The sequence below is a fragment of the Flagellimonas yonaguniensis genome, from assembly GCF_029193885.1.
Lineage (GTDB): Bacteria > Bacteroidota > Bacteroidia > Flavobacteriales > Flavobacteriaceae > Flagellimonas > Flagellimonas yonaguniensis.
Map to the genome: position 1 here is coordinate 158,501 of NZ_JARFVB010000003.1, position 18,072 is coordinate 176,572.

The 18,072-nt window shown below is 42.3% G+C and carries 19 protein-coding genes; 5 read left to right on the forward strand and 14 right to left on the reverse strand.

Annotated features, from left to right (window positions below; genetic code table 11):
- Positions 1 to 47: 47 nt before the first annotated feature.
- From PY092_RS07065 to PY092_RS07080, 4 genes are read right to left on the reverse strand one after another with little or no spacing between them, the layout of a single operon-like run.
- A complete protein-coding gene (locus PY092_RS07065; protein WP_275615148.1) occupies positions 48 to 911 on the reverse strand; it encodes a hydroxymethylglutaryl-CoA lyase in 864 nt (287 codons plus the stop codon).
- A gap of 21 nt (positions 912 to 932) precedes the next feature.
- Complete coding sequence (locus PY092_RS07070; protein ID WP_275615149.1) at positions 933 to 1,589, reverse strand: LysE family translocator; 657 nt, start codon at positions 1,587 to 1,589, stop codon at positions 933 to 935.
- A 6-nt stretch (positions 1,590 to 1,595) separates the two neighbouring features.
- The gene (locus PY092_RS07075) at positions 1,596 to 2,636 is read right to left on the reverse strand and encodes a quinone-dependent dihydroorotate dehydrogenase (protein WP_275615150.1); all 1,041 of its coding nucleotides are present in this window, start codon (positions 2,634 to 2,636) and stop codon (positions 1,596 to 1,598) included.
- 56 nt (positions 2,637 to 2,692) lie between these two features.
- A complete protein-coding gene (locus PY092_RS07080) occupies positions 2,693 to 3,112 on the reverse strand; it encodes a hypothetical protein (RefSeq protein ID WP_275615151.1) in 420 nt (139 codons plus the stop codon).
- Positions 3,113 to 3,216: 104 nt separating this feature from the next.
- On the opposite strand from PY092_RS07080, the gene pepT reads away from it, so the two are divergent.
- The 4 genes from pepT (at position 3,217) to PY092_RS07100 (ending at position 6,638) form a co-directional block, all read left to right on the forward strand.
- Positions 3,217 to 4,446: a peptidase T gene (gene pepT / locus PY092_RS07085; RefSeq protein ID WP_275615152.1), complete on the forward strand. Its 1,230-nt coding sequence runs from the start codon at positions 3,217 to 3,219 to the stop codon at positions 4,444 to 4,446.
- Between the two features lie 2 nt (positions 4,447 to 4,448).
- Positions 4,449 to 5,039 carry a YdeI/OmpD-associated family protein gene (locus PY092_RS07090; protein WP_275615153.1) on the forward strand — a complete coding sequence of 197 codons (591 nt, stop codon included), beginning with the start codon at positions 4,449 to 4,451 and terminating at the stop codon, positions 5,037 to 5,039.
- 157 nt (positions 5,040 to 5,196) lie between these two features.
- Positions 5,197 to 5,913 carry a DUF6503 family protein gene (locus PY092_RS07095; RefSeq protein WP_275615154.1) on the forward strand — a complete coding sequence of 239 codons (717 nt, stop codon included), beginning with the start codon at positions 5,197 to 5,199 and terminating at the stop codon, positions 5,911 to 5,913.
- 149 nt (positions 5,914 to 6,062) lie between these two features.
- Positions 6,063 to 6,638 carry a PepSY domain-containing protein gene (locus tag PY092_RS07100; RefSeq protein WP_275615155.1) on the forward strand — a complete coding sequence of 192 codons (576 nt, stop codon included), beginning with the start codon at positions 6,063 to 6,065 and terminating at the stop codon, positions 6,636 to 6,638.
- Positions 6,639 to 6,689: 51 nt separating this feature from the next.
- Here PY092_RS07100 and PY092_RS07105 read toward each other — a convergent pair whose 3' ends face one another.
- Together PY092_RS07105 and PY092_RS07110 are read right to left on the reverse strand one after the other, a co-directional pair.
- Positions 6,690 to 8,087 carry a M20/M25/M40 family metallo-hydrolase gene (locus PY092_RS07105; RefSeq protein WP_275615156.1) on the reverse strand — a complete coding sequence of 466 codons (1,398 nt, stop codon included), beginning with the start codon at positions 8,085 to 8,087 and terminating at the stop codon, positions 6,690 to 6,692.
- On the reverse strand, positions 8,084 to 8,968 hold the full coding sequence (locus PY092_RS07110) for a PPK2 family polyphosphate kinase (RefSeq protein WP_275615157.1): 885 nt from the start codon (positions 8,966 to 8,968) through the stop codon (positions 8,084 to 8,086). Before PY092_RS07110 ends, PY092_RS07105 begins: the two co-directional genes overlap by 4 nt.
- Positions 8,969 to 9,153: 185 nt before the next feature.
- Here PY092_RS07110 and PY092_RS07115 point away from each other — a divergent pair, with 185 nt between their 5' ends.
- Positions 9,154 to 9,864, forward strand: a complete 711-nt coding sequence (locus tag PY092_RS07115) for a hypothetical protein (RefSeq protein WP_275615158.1) — start codon at positions 9,154 to 9,156, stop codon at positions 9,862 to 9,864.
- 7 nt (positions 9,865 to 9,871) lie between these two features.
- On the opposite strand, the gene PY092_RS07120 is transcribed toward PY092_RS07115, so the two are convergent.
- The 8 genes from PY092_RS07120 to PY092_RS07155 all read right to left on the reverse strand — a co-directional run bounded on the left by PY092_RS07120 (position 9,872) and on the right by PY092_RS07155 (position 18,072).
- Positions 9,872 to 11,035, reverse strand: a complete 1,164-nt coding sequence (locus PY092_RS07120) for a sigma-54-dependent transcriptional regulator (protein ID WP_275615159.1) — start codon at positions 11,033 to 11,035, stop codon at positions 9,872 to 9,874.
- A gap of 10 nt (positions 11,036 to 11,045) precedes the next feature.
- A complete protein-coding gene (locus PY092_RS07125) occupies positions 11,046 to 11,849 on the reverse strand; it encodes a DUF6268 family outer membrane beta-barrel protein (RefSeq protein WP_275615160.1) in 804 nt (267 codons plus the stop codon).
- Between the two features lie 99 nt (positions 11,850 to 11,948).
- Entirely contained in the window at positions 11,949 to 12,836 is an 888-nt protein-coding gene (locus tag PY092_RS07130; RefSeq protein ID WP_275615161.1) for a mechanosensitive ion channel family protein, read from the reverse strand.
- Positions 12,837 to 12,842: 6 nt separating this feature from the next.
- Positions 12,843 to 14,183: an ABC transporter permease gene (locus PY092_RS07135; RefSeq protein WP_275615162.1), complete on the reverse strand. Its 1,341-nt coding sequence runs from the start codon at positions 14,181 to 14,183 to the stop codon at positions 12,843 to 12,845.
- Complete coding sequence (locus PY092_RS07140) at positions 14,173 to 15,111, reverse strand: ABC transporter ATP-binding protein (RefSeq protein ID WP_275615163.1); 939 nt, start codon at positions 15,109 to 15,111, stop codon at positions 14,173 to 14,175. Before PY092_RS07140 ends, PY092_RS07135 begins: the two co-directional genes overlap by 11 nt.
- A 179-nt stretch (positions 15,112 to 15,290) precedes the next feature.
- The gene (gene dnaJ / locus PY092_RS07145; RefSeq protein WP_275615164.1) at positions 15,291 to 16,409 is read right to left on the reverse strand and encodes a molecular chaperone DnaJ; all 1,119 of its coding nucleotides are present in this window, start codon (positions 16,407 to 16,409) and stop codon (positions 15,291 to 15,293) included.
- Between the two features lie 6 nt (positions 16,410 to 16,415).
- The gene (locus tag PY092_RS07150) at positions 16,416 to 16,991 is read right to left on the reverse strand and encodes a nucleotide exchange factor GrpE (protein WP_275615165.1); all 576 of its coding nucleotides are present in this window, start codon (positions 16,989 to 16,991) and stop codon (positions 16,416 to 16,418) included.
- Positions 16,992 to 17,127: 136 nt separating this feature from the next.
- Positions 17,128 to 18,072 carry a TIGR01777 family oxidoreductase gene (locus PY092_RS07155; protein WP_275615166.1) on the reverse strand — a complete coding sequence of 315 codons (945 nt, stop codon included), beginning with the start codon at positions 18,070 to 18,072 and terminating at the stop codon, positions 17,128 to 17,130.

Below are 18,072 nucleotides of genomic sequence, written 5' to 3' on the forward strand. Positions count from 1 at the left end.
GACCTAATCTAAATAACAAATTATCCTCTTAAGTCTTCCAATTGCTTTTAGTGATACTGGGAAAAAAGCTCTGTTGCCTTATTGAATGCCGCTTCAAAAACCATCCAATTGACACCGGTATCAGCTTTTTCAGTAGTGAAATAGGAAAGCATTCGCTCGGTGGGCATATTGCCCGTAAGTTCATCCTTGGCCATGGGGCAACCGCCAAATCCTTGCACGGCTCCATCAAAACGGCGACATCCTGCTTTGTAGGCTGCATCTACTTTTTCGTGCCATTTGGTGGGTGTTGTGTGCAAATGTGCACCGAACTCAATATCTGGATATTTTGGGATCAGGTTGGAGAACAGATAATCAATGACCTCTGGGGTGGAACTCCCAATAGTATCCGACAACGACAGGATTTTGGTTCCCATCTCGGCCAATTTTTCGGTCCACTCTCCTACGATTTCCACATTCCAAGGGTCTCCATACGGATTCCCGAATCCCATGGAAATATAAGTCACGACTTCTTTATCATGCGCATTGGCCAACTCCAAGATTCCTTTTAGGGTTTCCACCGATTGGGCAATGGTCTTGTGCGTGTTCCGCATCTGAAAGTTTTCCGAAATGGAAAAAGGAAAGCCCAAATAATCAATCGCTTCATGCTTGCAAGCATCTTGCGCTCCCCGAACATTGGCCACAATGGCCAAAAGCTTGCTTTGGGTTCTGGATAGATCCAATCGGTCAAGTACTTCTGCGGTGTCCTGCATTTGCGGAATGGCTTTCGGCGACACAAAACTACCAAAGTCAATGGTATCAAAACCACAACCCAACAGGGACTGGATATATCTCACCTTTTCATCCGTGGGGATAAAGGTCTTGATTCCCTGCATGGCGTCCCGCGGACATTCTATGAGCTTTACTTTTGACATAGGCTTCCGTAAAAATAGCACTTATTTATCCGATAGAAATAGATAAAATGCAATCCCCACAAAAACAATAATCTGTACCCATTTCAAGTAAACGCCCGCCTTTTTATGACTGGTCAGATATTTGGAAATGTTTCCGGCAAGTATAGCTATTGCACCAAAGACAATAAGGGCAGAAAGCATGAAAAGCAGCCCTAAAACATAGAATTGAATGACGGTATTGAGTTCCTTGCTAAACAAAAATCCGGGAAAAAAGGCCAAAAAGAAGATGGTTACCTTGGGGTTGAGCACATTCATGGTAAAGCCTTTCCAAAAAAGCTTTGAAGATGTTTGGGTTGGTTGATTTCCATTGTCCAAAAGAATGGAAGCATCACTTCGGTACACCTGATAGGCCAAATACAGGAGATACATGGCTCCAAACAATTTGATGGCAAAAAACAAGGTATCGCTACGCTTGATGATTTCCGAAACCCCGAAAGCCAACAAAGTCGTGTGCACCAAACAGCCCGAGACCAAACCATAAACCGTGGCCAACCCTGATTTTGCACCATTACTGATGCTTTGGGTAAGCACAAAAATATTATCCGGTCCAGGCGAAATGGCCAAAGCCAATGAGGACACCAGAAACCCTATCAATATGGGATAATTGACGGATTCCAGAAATAAAAACAAACTATGCATACGATCTTAGTCCATTTTCTCCAAAATGGCCTTGTTGATTTTTTTGATGAGTCCCGGACCTTCATAAATAAATCCGGTGTAGAGCTGCACCAAATCCGCCCCTGCCTCCAACTTTTCCAAGGCATCTTCTGCGGAATGGATACCTCCCACCCCTATGATCGGGAAAGCCTTTCTACTATTTTCAGATAAAAACCGAATAACTTCGGTGCTCCGCTCTGTCAAAGGTTTTCCACTAAGACCTCCTTTTTCCTCGGATAAAATCAAGTGCGATTTCAACCCTTTCCTTTCTATGGTCGTGTTGGTCGCAATAACACCATCAATTTTGGTATCTGCAACAATCTCGATGATATCCAACAATTGATCATCTGTTAAATCGGGAGCTATTTTCAATAAAATGGGCTTCTCTTTCTGCTTGAAACTTTTGGCCAATTTCTTATTCTGACTTTTTAGCTTCTTCAACAACTTGGTCAACGGCTCCCTATCCTGAAGCTCTCGTAGTCCAGGGGTATTGGGGGAACTCACATTGACCACAAAATAATCCACATGCTCAAAAAGTGCTTCAAAGCAAATCAGATAATCCTTGATGGCGGCCTCATTGGGCGTTACTTTGTTCTTGCCAATATTTCCGCCGACAATTACTCGGTGCTTTTTCTTCAACTGTTCCACCGCCTCAAAAACACCTTTGTTATTGAACCCCATTCGGTTGATGATGGCTTTATCATCTTTTAAACGGAACAACCGCTTTTTGGGGTTTCCCGGTTGGGGCTTGGGGGTCACCGTACCTATTTCCACAAACCCGAAACCAAAGTCTGAGAATTCGTTATACAATTTGGCATCCTTATCAAAACCAGCGGCAAGTCCCACGGGATTCTTGAACTTCACACCAAACACCTCTCGTTCCAGTTTTGGGTCGCTCACAACAAATATCTTCCTGAAAAGACCCATCAAACCCAATCTTGAAAAAAACTTAATGGCCCCAAAGGAAAAGTGGTGCACGGCTTCTGGGTCAAACAAAAAAAGTACCGGGCGGATAAGGATTTTATACATTCAAAATGGATTTGGGACAAAAATAAAAACTCTCAAAACAGTTCTTCGCATTTCAGTCAATTTTCGTCAACAGACCTATTAATATGGATAGGACGCAAAGTCATTTGGCGGCATAATTTCAAATAGCGTTCATATTGGGCTTTGTTGAAAGTTGTCAACAGTCTTTTATCCATCATTCGGACATTTTTTGCCATACTATCGATAAAGGATTGGTACTTTTTGGACACATCCATCAATACTTCAGGGGAACTCTCTTCATTCTGTTTCATGAGATATTCCGCCTTACCCTTAAAAATATCGTTCCGGATTTTGAGTTCGGCACTCCAATTCTTCAGGTTCCTTTGCTGCTCTTCCGTCAATTCAAAGACCTTGGTAATGGTTTCGTTATCGCGTCCGCCCACACCCAAAATGCAGTCCATTTGGGCAAATCCGCTAAAGCCCAAAATCAAAAAAAGAAAAAATACAACCGCTTTCAATTCAGATTACAATTAATGGTTTTCCGAAAGATACTTATTAATGCCATTGATTTGCAAGATTACGTTTGAATAAGCTTTATTTTTGGAAAAACTCAACACTAACCATGGAAAAGTTACTCCCACGATTTTTGGAATACGTGACCACGGATACGCAAAGTGACCCCTATTCCAAAACCACACCCAGTACGGAAAAGCAATGGGATTTGGCAAAAAAACTGGTTATGGAACTGCACCAGATTGGCATGCAAGAGGTCTCGATTGACGAGAACGCCTACATCATGGCCACTTTACCCAGCAATATGAACAAAAAAGTTCCCCCCATTGGTTTTGTTTCCCATTTTGATACCTCCCCAGATTTTTCTGGCAGAAATGTAAAACCACAGATCATTGAAAATTACGACGGTAAGGATATTGTACTCAACAAATTGAAGAACATTGTGCTTTCTCCTGATTATTTTGAAGATTTAAAGGCATACGAAGGTCAGACCCTGATAACTACAGATGGTACAACCTTGTTGGGTGCAGACGACAAGGCAGGTATTGCGGAAATCATTACTGCAATGGAATACCTGATTAATCATCCCGAAATCAAACATGGAAAAATACGCATAGCTTTTACCCCCGATGAGGAAATAGGCAGAGGAGCACACAAGTTTGATGTGGAAAAATTCGGTGCCGAATGGGCCTATACCATGGATGGCAGTCAAGTGGGCGAACTGGAATATGAAAACTTCAATGCGGCCAAGGCCATAATAACCATAACGGGGAAAAGTGTGCATCCTGGCTATGCCAAAAACAAAATGGTGAACGCCATTGGCATCGCCAACGATTTCCTGACCCACCTCCCTCCCAGCGAAGTCCCTGAACACACCACGGGTCGCGAAGGTTTTTTCCATGTGCACAAGATCAAGGGCGAAATTGAAAAAACAGAGATCGAACTCATTATCCGTGACCACGATGCAGTGCATTTTCAGGCAAGGAAGGATCTATTGAACGACATCAAGGAAAAACTCAATAAAAAACATGGGGAATTTGTCAGTGTGGCCATTGAGGACCAGTACAAGAACATGCGGGAAAAGGTGGAGCCCATGTACCATATCGTGGAGATTGCCGAAGAGGCGATGAAATCCCTTCAAATCGAACCCATCATCAAACCTATTCGAGGAGGAACGGATGGTTCGCAACTGAGTTTTATGGGCCTGCCCTGCCCCAACATTTTTGCCGGTGGACACAATTTCCACGGCAAATACGAATATGTTCCTTTGGAAAGTATGCAAAAAGCAGTGATGGTTATCGTAAAAATTTGCGAACTTACCGCTAGTCAAATAAAGTAGTCGTGGATAAATCGGAAAAACTGGAAGGGTATTACGAAAAAGAGCATCCATTCAAGGAAGGAATAGCCTACTTGAGGGAACTTGCACTTAAAACGGAAGCTGTAGAGGATTTTAAATGGAGTATTCCCGTCTACACCTTGAACAACAAAAATGTATTTGGGATTTGTAAGTTCAAGAACCATTTCGGTGTATGGTTCTTTAACGGCGTTTTTTTAAAAGACCCGAAAAAGGTATTGGAAAATGCTCAGGAAGGTAAAACCAAGGGTATGCGACACTGGAAGTTCCTGAGTTTGGACGAAGTGGACGGGAAAGCCGTGCTTGGCTACATGAAAGAGGCTTTGGACAACCAGAAAAAAGGATTGGAGGTAAAGGCCGAGAAAACCAAAAAGGTGACCATTCCTGAACTACTGCTTTCCGAACTGGACAAAGATCCTAGTTTAAAAACAGCTTTTGAAAAATTCACGCCCTACAAACAGAAAGAGTTCAGCGAATACATTGCTGAGGCCAAACAGGAGAAAACCAAACTACGCAGGTTGGGAAAAATCCTGCCCATGATCAAAGACGGCATCGGGCTGAATGATGCATATCGGTAGGTTGAAAATCCATCAACCCAAATTAAGGCATTGACTGATTACCATTGGGATTTCAGCCTGAAAAAGCTAACTTAACTTTACCGAATTTGTTTCGGTATTGCAAGCTAAAAACCATTAAAACGATGTTCAGCTAATCGTTGAACAAACCACCCAAAATATGAAAAGAGCATTCATCATAACACTAACGATTCTTTTTTGGGGATGCCATCAAGAGAAAACAATCGAGGGTAAGCAAATCCTAAGTCAGTCAATGGATTACCATGATCCGCAAAAATCATGGAGCAACACTAAATTGAACATTCACATTCAAGAACCCAGAGTTCTGAACCCCCATCGGTATTCTGTTTTAGAATTGGACAATTCTGATAATTCTTTCAAACTAAAAAGAAACAGGGACGAGCACATTTCTGAACACATTATAGATAAAAATGGAAAAAGCTCTGTTTTATTGAATGGACAAATAGTCATAGACACTACTTTGATCAACAAATACAGACTGGATACTTCACGCAATATTGGATACAAAGAATTCTATCAATTATTTTATGGACTCCCCATGTCTTTAAATGATTGGATCTTGGAGGTAAAGAACACTTCAGAAACCACATTTGACAACAAAGATTGCTATAAAGTGGATGTTGAGTTAAAAAAACCGATGTTTTCAAAAGATTGGAGTCTGTTCATATCAAAGTCAAATAAAGAAATTGTTGGAATTGAGATTGCCTCCCCTGATAAACCAGATGAAGGTGAGAGATTGTATTTCGAAAAAAGCATAACAATCAACGGAATTAAAATTCCAAGAATTAGACATTGGCACGAATTAAAGAACAACAATTATTCAGGAACAGATATCATAATTGAGGAGATAAACTGATTAGCCAATTTCCAACAGCCTACAACGGGCATTATGCGCATTAATGGTTATTTTGATCAAAATCCTTGTAGATCATTATAAAAATAGACATATCGAAACATTCGTTTTCCACAAAATTTGCTGATCTTTAAGGTTTTTAACTGGCAGGAATGGGTAAAAGGAAAAAGCAGGCCAAAGTATTACGTATTTTTAGAAGAGTACACCGGACCACAGGAGCTTTATTGTTCATTTTTTTCTTTTTTGTATCCGTATCCGGCCTCATTTTGGGCTGGAAAAAGAACTCCAACGGGTACATTCTCCCAAAAACACAAAAAGGAACCACGGCAGACCTAAAAAAATGGTTGCCCGTGGACAGCCTGCACACCATTGCTTGCACCACTTTGCGCAATGAGGTATCGCCCGAACTCTCTTTGGAAATAGACCGTATTGACATGAGAAAAGAAAAAGGGTCCGTGAAGTTCGTGTTCGTGGATTCCTTTTACGAAGTACAGTTGGACGGGACCACAGGCGATGTGCTTTCCATTGGACAACGAAGATCCGACTTTTTGGAAAACATACACGACGGCTCCATTATAGATGATTTTCTCGGTACGAATGGGTATGTAAAGCTAGTATATTCCAGTATTATGGGGAGTTCCTTATTGATGTTTACCGTAACAGGGTTTTGGTTATGGTACGGCCCAAAACGAATGAGAAAAGCAAGTAAAAGCAAACCCACTGTATAAAAAAACCGTCCAAACCAATGGCCTGAACGGTTCAATTATCATACAATTATACTATCCCTTTGTTTTTTTGGTGGGAATGGTTCCATATTTATCGATCAAATAGACTAAACTAGCCATTGTGGCCGCTCCCAATTCCAATTCACGCTTGTTCACGTGCTCAAAAGTATCGTTTTCGGCGTGGTGGTGATCAAAATAACGCTGGGTATCGGGTCGCAATCCTGCCAATACCATTCCATCATCTTTTAAGGGACCAATATCGGCTCCCCCTCCTCCTTTGTAGAACATATGTATCAAATAGGGCTCGAACAAATCCCTCCATCCTTGAATCTGCTTTACATTTTCGTCAGATGCATCAATCGAGAAACCTCTGGGAGTAAATCCACCTGAATCACTTTCCAGGGCAAATACATGCTGTTCATTTTTATTACGCGCCACTTCTGCATATTTATTGCCTCCGCGCATTCCATTCTCTTCGTTCATGAATAACACAACGCGCAAGGTTCGCTTTGGTTTATAACCGGTTTCATTTAAAAGTCGCAATACATCCATGCTCTGTACGCATCCAGCACCGTCGTCGTGCGATCCATCCCCCAAATCCCAAGAATCCAAATGTCCACCAACGACCATGATTTCGTTGGGATAGGTACTTCCTGTTATTTCTCCGATTACGTTGTAGGATTGCACATCTTCCAACTGTTTGCAATTTTGCTTGAAGTAAAATTTGGTATCTGGATTCAATGTTAGGGTGGTACTCAACAATTCGGCTCCATTGGTACTGATCGCCGCTGCTGGAATCCGTTCATTTACCGGCGTATCGCCATAGCCCATGGAACCTGTATGTGGATAATCGTCCAAACGAAGGTTCACGGAACGTACAATGACCCCTACCGCACCATACTTTCCTGCTTCGGAAGCACCGGCATAGCGTTGGTCCACACATCCTGAATAGGCCGAAAAAGTATTGATCAATGTTGGATCCATCGGGCGGTTATAGAAAACAATCTTGCCCGCTATTTTATCGCGTCCCAATTTTTCCAAGTCCTCGATGCCCTTTACTTCCACTATACTTGCCTTTAGGCCTCCTGCAGGAGTGGCCACAGAACCCCCAAGGGCACAAATGGGCACATTGGTGGTCAATCCAGGTTTGGTCTCAAAATAGGCGAACTCTGGCACCCCCCTTACCCATTTGGGGACCATTACAGGTTGTAACCAAACCTTGTCCAATCCAAGGGAATCCAATTGTTCTTTGGTATATTCCACAGCATGTTGTGCCTGTACCGAACCTGAAAGGCGCCCTCCTATTTGATTGGATAGGTAATTGAGCCAATCATAGGCCTTACCATTGGTCAGGGCTTCATCATAAATGGCTTTTATTTGTTTTTCATCCTCGGATTGGGAAAAAAATGGGGTGCTGACCATCAAAAAGGCCAAAAGTAGCGTGGTTCTCATGTGGTTTCTTTTTCCAGTTCTTGTTTAAAGGTTTCTAAATTAGCTTTTATTTCATCATCCAGTTCCGGTTCCTCTATATCTTTGTACTTTTTTAACGCTTCAATCATGATGGAGGCCACAATGACCCGAGCTGCTTTTTTGTTGTCGGCAGGTATCACATACCAAGGTGCATGTTCTTTGGAGGTCTTGTTCAACGCTTCTTCGTAACAAGTTTGATAGTTGTCCCACAATTCCCTTTCTTCAAGGTCGCCAGGGGAAAACTTCCAATTCTTTCGTTTTAAATGGATTCTTCGCAACAATCGCTGCCGCTGCTCTTCTTTGGAGAGGTGGAGAAAAAACTTGAAGATTATGGTACCATTATCAGCGACATGTTTTTCAAAATCATTGATTTGCTGATATCGTCTTTCCCAAAACCCACTATCAATATCATCCACGGAATCCACTTTTGGGAGATTTTCCGCCATAATATATTCGGGATGCACCTTGGTTACCAACACATTCTCGTAATGGGTACGGTTAAAAACTGAAAATTTGCCTCGCTCGGGCAAGGCAATGTAATGCCTCCAGAGATAATCGTGCTTTTTTTCCTTGGTAGAAGGCACTTTGAAGCTATGCACCACTACGCCCCTAACATTAAAATCCTTGAAAACTTCCCTGATCAGACTATCCTTGCCCGCTGTATCCATTCCTTGCAAACAGACCAACACACCATATTTTCCATGGGCGTAGAGTGTATCTTGAAATTCCCCAAGGTCTTTTCGGATGTTCTTCAACTCTTTTTTGAGCCTCTCTTTGGATGCATCAAAATCCTCATAGGTATCTTTTTCTGATAGCTTTACCGCATCAACTACCTTATAATCCTCAGTTTTGATTTCTTTCATGGGATTGAATATAATTCTTTTTGATTATTCCTTCAACCTAAACATCATTTTAAAGTGTCGTTCATCGATGGTTTTACCGCTTATACCCAAAGTTGGTTATTTAATCGATCTATTTGTCCACCAAGATGATGAAAACATAACTTTATGGAAATCAATGGCGCAACGTCCCAAATCCAAAAAGCGTTATGAAGAATAGAAAGATTATCCTATTTATGGTCTTTGTTATTGGCCTACTCGGCCTTTGGCTCATGGCTTCATTCTCTACCCCGGCAAGTGCATGCCAATATGCAACTTCCAATCTGGAGTATATCAAAAGTAAAATACAGGATGCCGTTCTGGCCAAAAATGTGAACATGGCCAAATATCATGCATACAAAGCTTTGAACAGTATCGAAAAAACAAAAAGCAATTTTCTGGATTGTGGCTGTGAAGGAGCCATAGAAAGTCTGGAATCCACACTTGACCATTTAAAAACGGCCACAAAGGCAAACGAACTTACCAAAACCAAGTTGGCACTGCACAAAGCCTTGGAAAAGACCACCATTGGCATTAATGTATTAGAGGAGTTTGAACAAGAAACCTCGAGCGATTACGGAAGCAATGTGTTGGTCATGAACACCACTGATGTGCTTGATTTCAAGAATGGAATGATGCTGACACAAGGCACCACTGTAAAAAAACAGGTACACCAGTGCCTATTGAGCTTTGAATCCTCTTTGGACAAAGTGGTTTCCGATGTGGATTGCAAAGATGCTCACAGGTTTATTTCCAACACCTACGAAGAAGCACATTTGACCTTACTCAACACCAATCTATCGCAACACAAAAAAGAATATTACCAAAGGGTGAAGACCTTGACAAAGGAAGCTCTTGAAAAACTTGGTGATTGCAACTAAACTAGGCTTACTTACTGGCAAATAACTTTACATCCTCTTCGGATACTTCCTTTCCTCCGAGAATGATCAATCGTTCCACCACATTGCGAAGTTCACGAACATTTCCTGTCCAATCATAACTTTTGAGCAAGGTTATGGCCTTTTTGGAGAAGTTCTTTAGACCTGTTCCTTGCTCAGATGCTATTTTTTTGGCAAAATGTTCTATCAACAATGGGATGTCGTCCCGTCTGTCATTGAGTGCTGGGACTTTGATCAGAATAACGGCCAAACGGTGGTAAAGATCTTCGCGGAACTTTCCTTCCTCAATTTCCTTTTTCAAATCCTTGTTCGTTGCCGCAAGCACCCGAACATCCACTTTGATATCCTTATCGGAGCCCACACGACTGATCTTGTTCTCTTGTAATGCACGCAGCACTTTGGCTTGTGCGGACAAACTCATATCGCCAATCTCATCCAAAAATATGGTTCCCTTGTTGGCAGCTTCGAACTTACCTGCTCGGTCTTTTACAGCAGAGGTAAAAGCTCCTTTCACATGACCGAACAACTCACTTTCTATCAATTCCGAGGGAATTGCGGCACAGTTTACCTCAATAAAGGGCGAGGATGAACGTGGACTTTTTTGATGCACCCAATGGGCGACCAATTCTTTTCCAGTTCCGTTCGAGCCCGTAATCAACACTCGGGCATCGGTGGGCGCCACTTTTTCGATCATATCCTTTATGGCTCCTATTTCCTTGCTTTCCCCGATCATCTCGTAATTCTTGGAGACCTTTTTCTTGAGCACTTTGTTCTCAATGGTCAGTTCTTTCCGTTCCAAAGCATTGCGAACGGTGGTAAGCAACCTGTTCAAATCCGGTGGTTTGGAAATATAATCGTAGGCTCCCAGTCTCATGGTGTTCACGGCAGTATCCAAATCGCCGTGGCCAGAAATCATGACAAAGGGTATCTCGGGTTTTATTTTCTTGGCAGCTTCCAAAACCTCAACACCATCCATCTTTGGCATTTTGATATCGCACAACACCAGGTCAAAATCCTCCTTTTTGATAATGTCCATTCCTGTCAGGCCATCTTCAGCCTCGACCACATTGTAACTATCGCTTTCTTCGGCCAGTATTTTCACCAGTACCCTTCTAATTGCTGATTCGTCTTCTATTACCAAAATTTTTGACATAAGCTGCTATTTAAAATATTCCAATTTTGAAGCCTGTTCTAAGATAAAAATTTGAATCGTTATTGAACAAAAACACTTCGCCACGATCACGATTTCTTAACTTCCCCTGTTGCACCAAGGTGCTTCCTGCCAAGGCAAAAAAGGAGAAATTGTCCGAAAAATTATACTGGTATCCCAAAGTTCCCACCAACGAGTTGAAGGAAATCCGTGATGCCACTGAACCATTGTCCAATATAATATCGTTCTGCAGGTTCATAAAGTACCCGTCCAAGAACAGTGCCAACTCCAAACTATGTTTTTTATCGATATGATATTTTAAATTGGATTTGGGAACACCCATGACAAAGGACCAATTGGGATCAAACCTTCTGTAATAATGAATCAAAGGGAGTGGAACGGGAATCCCAGTGGTACTGTTGTAAGTCAACCCCAGTACTATCCGAAAGGGTTTATCGGCTTTTGGTTTCTCTTTCCAGAAGGCCACGGAGGCATTCATAAAAAAATCGTCCCTCTTTACCCCTTCCAATAAATTGGATGCCAACCTCGGGGTCAATATAGCCACGAAATTCCAGTTATCGTTCCATTTTTTTATCAATCCAAGGTTAAAATCAATTACGTGAAAACGAATCATTTCATCCTTTCGAAAAGGCAAATCCGCCGTATACCCCATGTCGAAACGGTTGTACTCTCCCCCTACGGCAAGATAATCCTTCTTTTTATTGAGCTTTATGGGAAGGTTAAAAAGTGCCTTATATCGTTCGGTTTTCACTCCGCTCTCACTTTGTGGGATACTGAGATATTCCAACCTGAACACATCCGTGCTCTGTGCATTTGTATAATGACCACAAAGTATTACAATGAAAGTAAACCACTTCCAAATTGCAGTATGGTGAATTGAATTTTTTATCGCTCTCTATTGTTTTGGCTGAATAATATGTATATCGCGTTGTGGGAACGGTATACTAACGTTGTTTTCTCTGAACTTGGTATTTATTTTATACCTCATTTCACTTTTTATCCTTGGGTCTCGGAACGTATCATTAGTGAAAAAGTAGATGGAGAACATTAAAGCAGAGTCCCCAAAATCCTCAAACAGCACAAACGGCTTTGGATTTTTGAGAACTTGTTTTTGATCGTGGGCCACCTCTTCCAATATCTTGGTGACCAAATCCACATCACTCCCATAAGCCACTCCTACACTGACCTTCTCACGGGTAGTTTTGTGGTTTTGGGTATAATTATAGACGATATCACTGATAAACTTGTGGTTGGGCAGTATCAACACCTTATCGTCCCTTGTGATGGCCCTAGTGGTACGTAGTTTGATCTCGAACACCTTTCCGACCTTGCCATCCACTTCAACAACATCACCTACCTGCAAGGATTTGTCAATAATGATAAAGATTCCACCTAGAATATCCTTGAACAATTCCTGAAGCGCAAGACCTAAACCAACAAACAGTGCCGCCGAGGCCGTAATCACTAAAGTGATGTCCACTCCCGCCGCACTTAGGGTCACCAATACGGCAATCAGATAAATCACATAATTGGTAAACTTGAACACGCTGGCAAACTTCTGTTTGTCCTCTTGCTGCATCTTTCGGGTAAAAAGGTGTCGCATCCATTTCAACAAGAACTTTGTGACCACCAATGTGACCGTTAAAAGCAATAATAGTCCAATGGTTAGGTCAATGGCTTTATCGCCTTCCCCAATATGGAACCCGATGTTCAAAAATTCCTTTATGGACCCCCAAACATCCTGCGTTATGATCTCTTTGATTTCCTGTGTGCCCTCCTGCATACTATTTTAATATCTCAACCATTTTATCAACTCCTTGTACGTTGGCTTTTTACCATACATCAAGATACCTGTTCTATATATTTTGGCCGCCAATGATACAATACCCCAAAAGGTAAAGATCAGAATGAATACGGACAACAAAAATTGCCATAAAGGCACTCCCCCTTCTCCAATTCCCCCTGGCAATCGCATCAGCATTACAATGGGCGACGTCAACGGAAATAACGAAAACCCAACTGCAATGGGACCATGCGGGTTACTGAAAACCGAGAAGAACCCTACATATATTGCCAACATTAAAGGTAAGATAATAGGAAAAATAAACTGCTGTGTATCGGTCTCATTATCCACCGCCGCACCTATTGCAGCATATATGGAGCTGTAAATAAGGTAGCCCAATATAAAATAGATAAAGAAGGAAACTATCAAGAGTCCCCATGGAATATCATAGATTTCCTTGGCGTACATCATCATTTCACTATCCATTCCACCCAATTGGGACACCCCGCCCATTGGGCCAGCTTGCACGGCACCATCGGCCGAAAACGCGGACAGGTCTATCCCGAGAATCATAACCGCAACGAAAAGTAGGGCCGATGCCGAAACTATCCAAATGGAAAACTGTGTGATTCCCGCTAAGGAGTTACCAATGATCTTCCCCAGCATCAATTGAAATGGCTTTACCGAGGATATGATCACCTCAATGATCCTGCTGGTCTTTTCCTCGATTACGCTCCGCATTACAAAACCACCATAGATTATAATGAACATCATGATGGCATATCCAAACCCACCGCCGATAATTGCCTTGATCTCATTAATGCCCCTCATGCTTCGCTCGCCATCAAAAGTGGACAGATTGATTTCAAAACGTTCCTCCACACTGGAGAACTGTTCCGAAGTAACCCCGAGTTTTTGAAGGCGGTCTTGCCTCAACTGCGTATGGAAAACATTCTCCAATTCCTGCGTCACGGATGTATTTGGATTGTCCTTGGTATACAGGTAAGCAGCTTTGGCGACTTGTTCTACCGTTGGTTCGTTTGGAATGTACAGCAATCCATAATATTCCAATGCTGTAGTGGAATCCTTTGCCTGCTCCAAACTAAGGTCGTCCAGATGTACGTAGGATATGTTTTTTGAGGGATTGAAATCATTCTGAAAAAAAGAGCTTTCGTTCAAAACGGTCACCACCCTCGTCTCATCGTCATTGACCTTGGCCAAATAGGCAATCAAGACTATCATTCCCACCATCAGCAAGGGGCTTAAAATGGTCATGACAATAAAGGAGCGGTTGCGCACCTTGGCCAAATATTCGCGTTTTATGATCAACCCAAGCTTATTTGCCATTGTCCTTACTATTTACGGTTTGAATGAAAATATCGTTGGCGGATGGAATGGTTTCCTCGAACTTATTGATGTTGGCCACTTTAGAAAGTTCCCTCAAAATATCGCCTGTGTTGGATGACGGTAGTTGCACTTTGAAGTTCAATTGCTTTTCGATGATATCAACATCCGAAGAAAGTATATTGAACTTTTGCTCCAATGATTTCATAAAAGCCTCTACATCTTGCTCCATCTGCACGGCGACATCAAAAATATTGTTCTTGTACGCTTTTTTGATGTCGGACAGTTTTCCATCTAGAATCTTTTCTGATTTGTGGATAAGGGCAATGTACTCGCATAGTTCTTCCACCGATTCCATTCGGTGGGTGGAGAAAATAATTGAGGTCCCGTTCTCCTTTAATTGAAGTATTTCATCCTTGATGATATTGGCGTTAATGGGGTCAAACCCACTGAAAGGTTCGTCAAAAATCAATAGTTTGGGCTCGTGGAGCACAGTAACAATAAACTGGATTTTTTGTGCCATTCCTTTGGAAAGCTCTTGGATTTTCTTGTCCCACCAATCCCCAATATCCAAACGATTGAACCAATACTTGAGCCGGGTTTTGGCCTCACTTTTGGACAATCCTTTCAACTGCGCCAAATACAATGCCTGCTCTCCCACCTTCATGCTCTTGTACAGTCCTCTTTCCTCGGGCAAGTAACCAATTGAAGCAATATGCTTAGGAGCCAATGGTTCGCCATTCAGTAAAATCTCACCAGAGTCTTGGTGCGTTATTTGATTGATGATCCTGATAAAAGAGGTCTTCCCCGCTCCGTTCGGACCCAAAAGTCCGTAAATGCAATTCTCAGGAATTTGTAGTGAAATGTTGCTCAGCGCTGTGTAGTCACCATAGGTCTTGGTCACATTTTTGGCAACAAGGATATGATCCATGTAAACTATTTTTTCAAAGATATGTATTTGCTAGATACCTGTTTTCCTATAAAAACAAAAACCCACCCTTAAAAATTCAAGGATGGGAAAAAAATTGCTATGAAAAAGAAAATTAGATATCGGTTACCCAACATCAGTTCCAAATATACGTTTTTTATTTAAACAGAAGGTTTTTTCTCTTAAGAGAACATATCTTTTACCTTCTCAAAAAAGGATTTATCCGATTTTTCGGGCCTTGGGACAAAGTTGTCATCGTCTTGCATGCGCTCAAAAAATTCCTTCTGCTCCTTATTGATGTTCTTTGGTGTCCATACATTCACATGCACCAACAAATCTCCCGCTCCATATCCGTTAAGACTGTTGATCCCCTTGCCTCGAAGCCTCAAAATTTTTCCAGACTGCAGGCCTGGTTCCAGTTTTATTCGGACTTTTCCGCCTATGGCATCGATTTCTTTGGAGCTTCCCAGAACTGCTTCGGGCATGCTTACGTACAAATCATAATGTAGATTGTCGCCTTCGCGCTTCAAAGTATCATGTTCCAAGGTTTCAATGGCCACCAACAAGTCTCCAGCGATACCGTTTCCAGGGGCATCGTTTCCTTTACCGCTTACTTTTAACTGCATGCCATCTTCCACACCTGGCGGTATTTTGATGGATACGGTCTCTTCTTCCACTTTAAGTCCTTGCGCATCGGCTCCAGCAGGTCTTTTATCTATGGCCTGCCCGGCCCCACCACAAGTGGTACAAGTGGTTGCGGTCTGCATTCTACCCAATATGGTGTTGGTGATTTTTGTGATTTGACCGGTACCGTTACAAGTAGGACAAGTTTTATAGGTAACGCCGTCCGCCTGAAGTTTACGTCTTACCTTTACCTTTTTCTCCACTCCATTGGCCACTTCTTCCAGTGTCAACTTAACTCGGATTCGAAGATTGCTTCCCTTGGCTCTGCGCTGACCGCCACCAAATCCACCAAATCCACTGAATCCTCCGCCACCAAAGGCACCACCGAAAATATCACCGAATTGGCTGAAGATATCGTCCATATTCATACCACCGCCGCCAAATCCTCCGCTACCATCGAAGGCCGCATGGCCAAACTGGTCATACTTTGCACGCTTGTCAGGATTGCCCAACACTTCATAAGCCTCGGCGGATTTCTTGAACATTTCCTCCGCTTTGGCATCCCCTGGGTTTTTATCAGGGTGGAATTCGATGGCCTTTTTTCTGTAGGCCTTTTTAATTTCAGCGGCTGAAGCTCCTTTGGAGACTCCCAATATTTCGTAATAATCTTCCTTCATACAACTTTAGTTTCCAACAACGACTTTCGGATGTCTTATGATGCGATCTCCGAGTTTGAACCCTTTTTCCACTACATCAATGATTTTACCTTTCATTTTATCATTCGGTGCAGGAATTTGGGTAATGGCTTCATGTACCTCGGCATCAAACACATCCCCTTCTCCAACTTCCACCTGCTCTAGGCCTTTGTTTTTCAAAGTTTCCTTGAATTTATTACTGATGAGTTCCACTCCCTTGAACATTTCTTTGTCCCCTGACTTGGAAAGTTCCTTGAGTGCGCGATCAAAATCATCCAAAATGGGCAACAAAGCCACCATAACTTCCTGTCCCGCAGTTTTGAACAAATCCATACGTTCCTTGGAAGTTCTGCGCTTGTAATTTTCAAACTCCGCAAAAAGCCTCAGGAACTTTTCCTTTTCCTTGGCCAAATCCCCACGCAATTTTTCCTCTTCGGAAAGTTCCTCTTCATTTTCTTCTGCGTTTTCAGCCCCTATATGTTCATCGTTCAGCTCAGTACTCTCTTCGGTTTGCCCTTTTTTAGGCTCATCTTCCATTTCCTCAACCTTACTTTTATTGCTCATGTTCTATTGTTTTATTCCGATTTGAAGTGGCAAAAGTACTGCCAATTGTCTAAAAATGTCAAAATGTCACTGCAAAACATAAAAAAAGCCGCTTAAGCGGACTTTATTGATTAAAAACGTCATGAATACCAATGGACTAGGCTTCAACTGATGCGGGCACACCCTCCTCCCCTGAAGTGTAAATGCTCTTCAATGCTTGGCAAACATTGGTATATTGAAAAGAAAATCCCTCTTCTTCGATTCTTTTATTGCTCACTCGTTGGCTTGCCAACAACAGTGTTGACATTTTACCCAAAACCGCCTTCAAAACAAACGCGGGGACATTGGGCATCCAAAGCGGCCTGTCCAACACTCTGGCCAGTTCTTTGGTAAGCTTTGTATTTGTCACAGGGTTGGGGGCCACTCCATTATATGCCCCCTGAAGGTTATTTTCCACGGCAAAGGCAAACATTTGTGCCAAGTCTTCGATATGAATCCAAGATTGCCATTGATCTCCACTCCCTATCGGTGCCCCAATAAAGTTTTTGACAGGCATGGCCATTTTAGGTAGCGCCCCGCCATCTTTGGAAAGTACCAAGCCGATTCTGATTTTTGCCACATCAACACCAAGTTTTTCAAAAGTATCGGCCTCGGCCTCCCACTTTGACACTACTTCGCCCAAAAAACCATCATCCAACTTTTTTTCGCTTTCTGAGTAGTAGTCGCATTTGGAGTCTGGATAAATTCCAATGGCTGATGCGGAAACAAGACACTCAACTTCTTTGTTTCCTGATTTTTCCAATCCTTTTTTAAGGGTTCTCAAACTATCGATACGGCTGGAAAGCACCTTTTTTCTATGCTGAGGGGTCCAGCGTTTGGCTATACTGGTTCCTGCCAAATTGATAATGGCCTGTACATCTTTAAAACAATCCAAGTCTATCTCTCCTTTGGTTGGATTCCAGAAATATCCCTGAAAATCTTCCGAGGAGGTAATTTTTTCCTTGCTAGTGGTCAAATAGTTTACGGGTATGTCTCTTTGCTGTAAAATCTCCATTACAGCCTGCCCCACCAATCCCGTAGCTCCTGTTATCAACACCTTCAT

Excerpts from the sequence above, each read along its gene's own strand:
- pepT (WP_275615152.1), top strand. The coding sequence starts at position 3,217 with ATGGAAAAGTTACTCCCACGATTTTTGGAATACGTGACCACGGATACG.
- PY092_RS07150 (WP_275615165.1), bottom strand. The coding sequence starts at position 16,991 with ATGAGCAATAAAAGTAAGGTTGAGGAAATGGAAGATGAGCCTAAAAAA.
- PY092_RS07095 (WP_275615154.1), top strand. The coding sequence starts at position 5,197 with ATGAAAAGAGCATTCATCATAACACTAACGATTCTTTTTTGGGGATGC.
- PY092_RS07070 (WP_275615149.1), bottom strand. The coding sequence starts at position 1,589 with ATGCATAGTTTGTTTTTATTTCTGGAATCCGTCAATTATCCCATATTG.
- PY092_RS07155 (WP_275615166.1), bottom strand. The coding sequence starts at position 18,072 with ATGAAGGTGTTGATAACAGGAGCTACGGGATTGGTGGGGCAGGCTGTA.
- PY092_RS07135 (WP_275615162.1), bottom strand. The coding sequence starts at position 14,183 with ATGGCAAATAAGCTTGGGTTGATCATAAAACGCGAATATTTGGCCAAG.
- PY092_RS07120 (WP_275615159.1), bottom strand. The coding sequence starts at position 11,035 with ATGTCAAAAATTTTGGTAATAGAAGACGAATCAGCAATTAGAAGGGTA.
- dnaJ (WP_275615164.1), bottom strand. The coding sequence starts at position 16,409 with ATGAAGGAAGATTATTACGAAATATTGGGAGTCTCCAAAGGAGCTTCA.
- PY092_RS07115 (WP_275615158.1), top strand. The coding sequence starts at position 9,154 with ATGAAGAATAGAAAGATTATCCTATTTATGGTCTTTGTTATTGGCCTA.
- PY092_RS07140 (WP_275615163.1), bottom strand. The coding sequence starts at position 15,111 with ATGGATCATATCCTTGTTGCCAAAAATGTGACCAAGACCTATGGTGAC.
- PY092_RS07075 (WP_275615150.1), bottom strand. The coding sequence starts at position 2,636 with ATGTATAAAATCCTTATCCGCCCGGTACTTTTTTTGTTTGACCCAGAA.
- PY092_RS07065 (WP_275615148.1), bottom strand. The coding sequence starts at position 911 with ATGTCAAAAGTAAAGCTCATAGAATGTCCGCGGGACGCCATGCAGGGA.
- PY092_RS07100 (WP_275615155.1), top strand. The coding sequence starts at position 6,063 with ATGGGTAAAAGGAAAAAGCAGGCCAAAGTATTACGTATTTTTAGAAGA.
- PY092_RS07130 (WP_275615161.1), bottom strand. The coding sequence starts at position 12,836 with ATGCAGGAGGGCACACAGGAAATCAAAGAGATCATAACGCAGGATGTT.
- PY092_RS07105 (WP_275615156.1), bottom strand. The coding sequence starts at position 8,087 with ATGAGAACCACGCTACTTTTGGCCTTTTTGATGGTCAGCACCCCATTT.
- PY092_RS07110 (WP_275615157.1), bottom strand. The coding sequence starts at position 8,968 with ATGAAAGAAATCAAAACTGAGGATTATAAGGTAGTTGATGCGGTAAAG.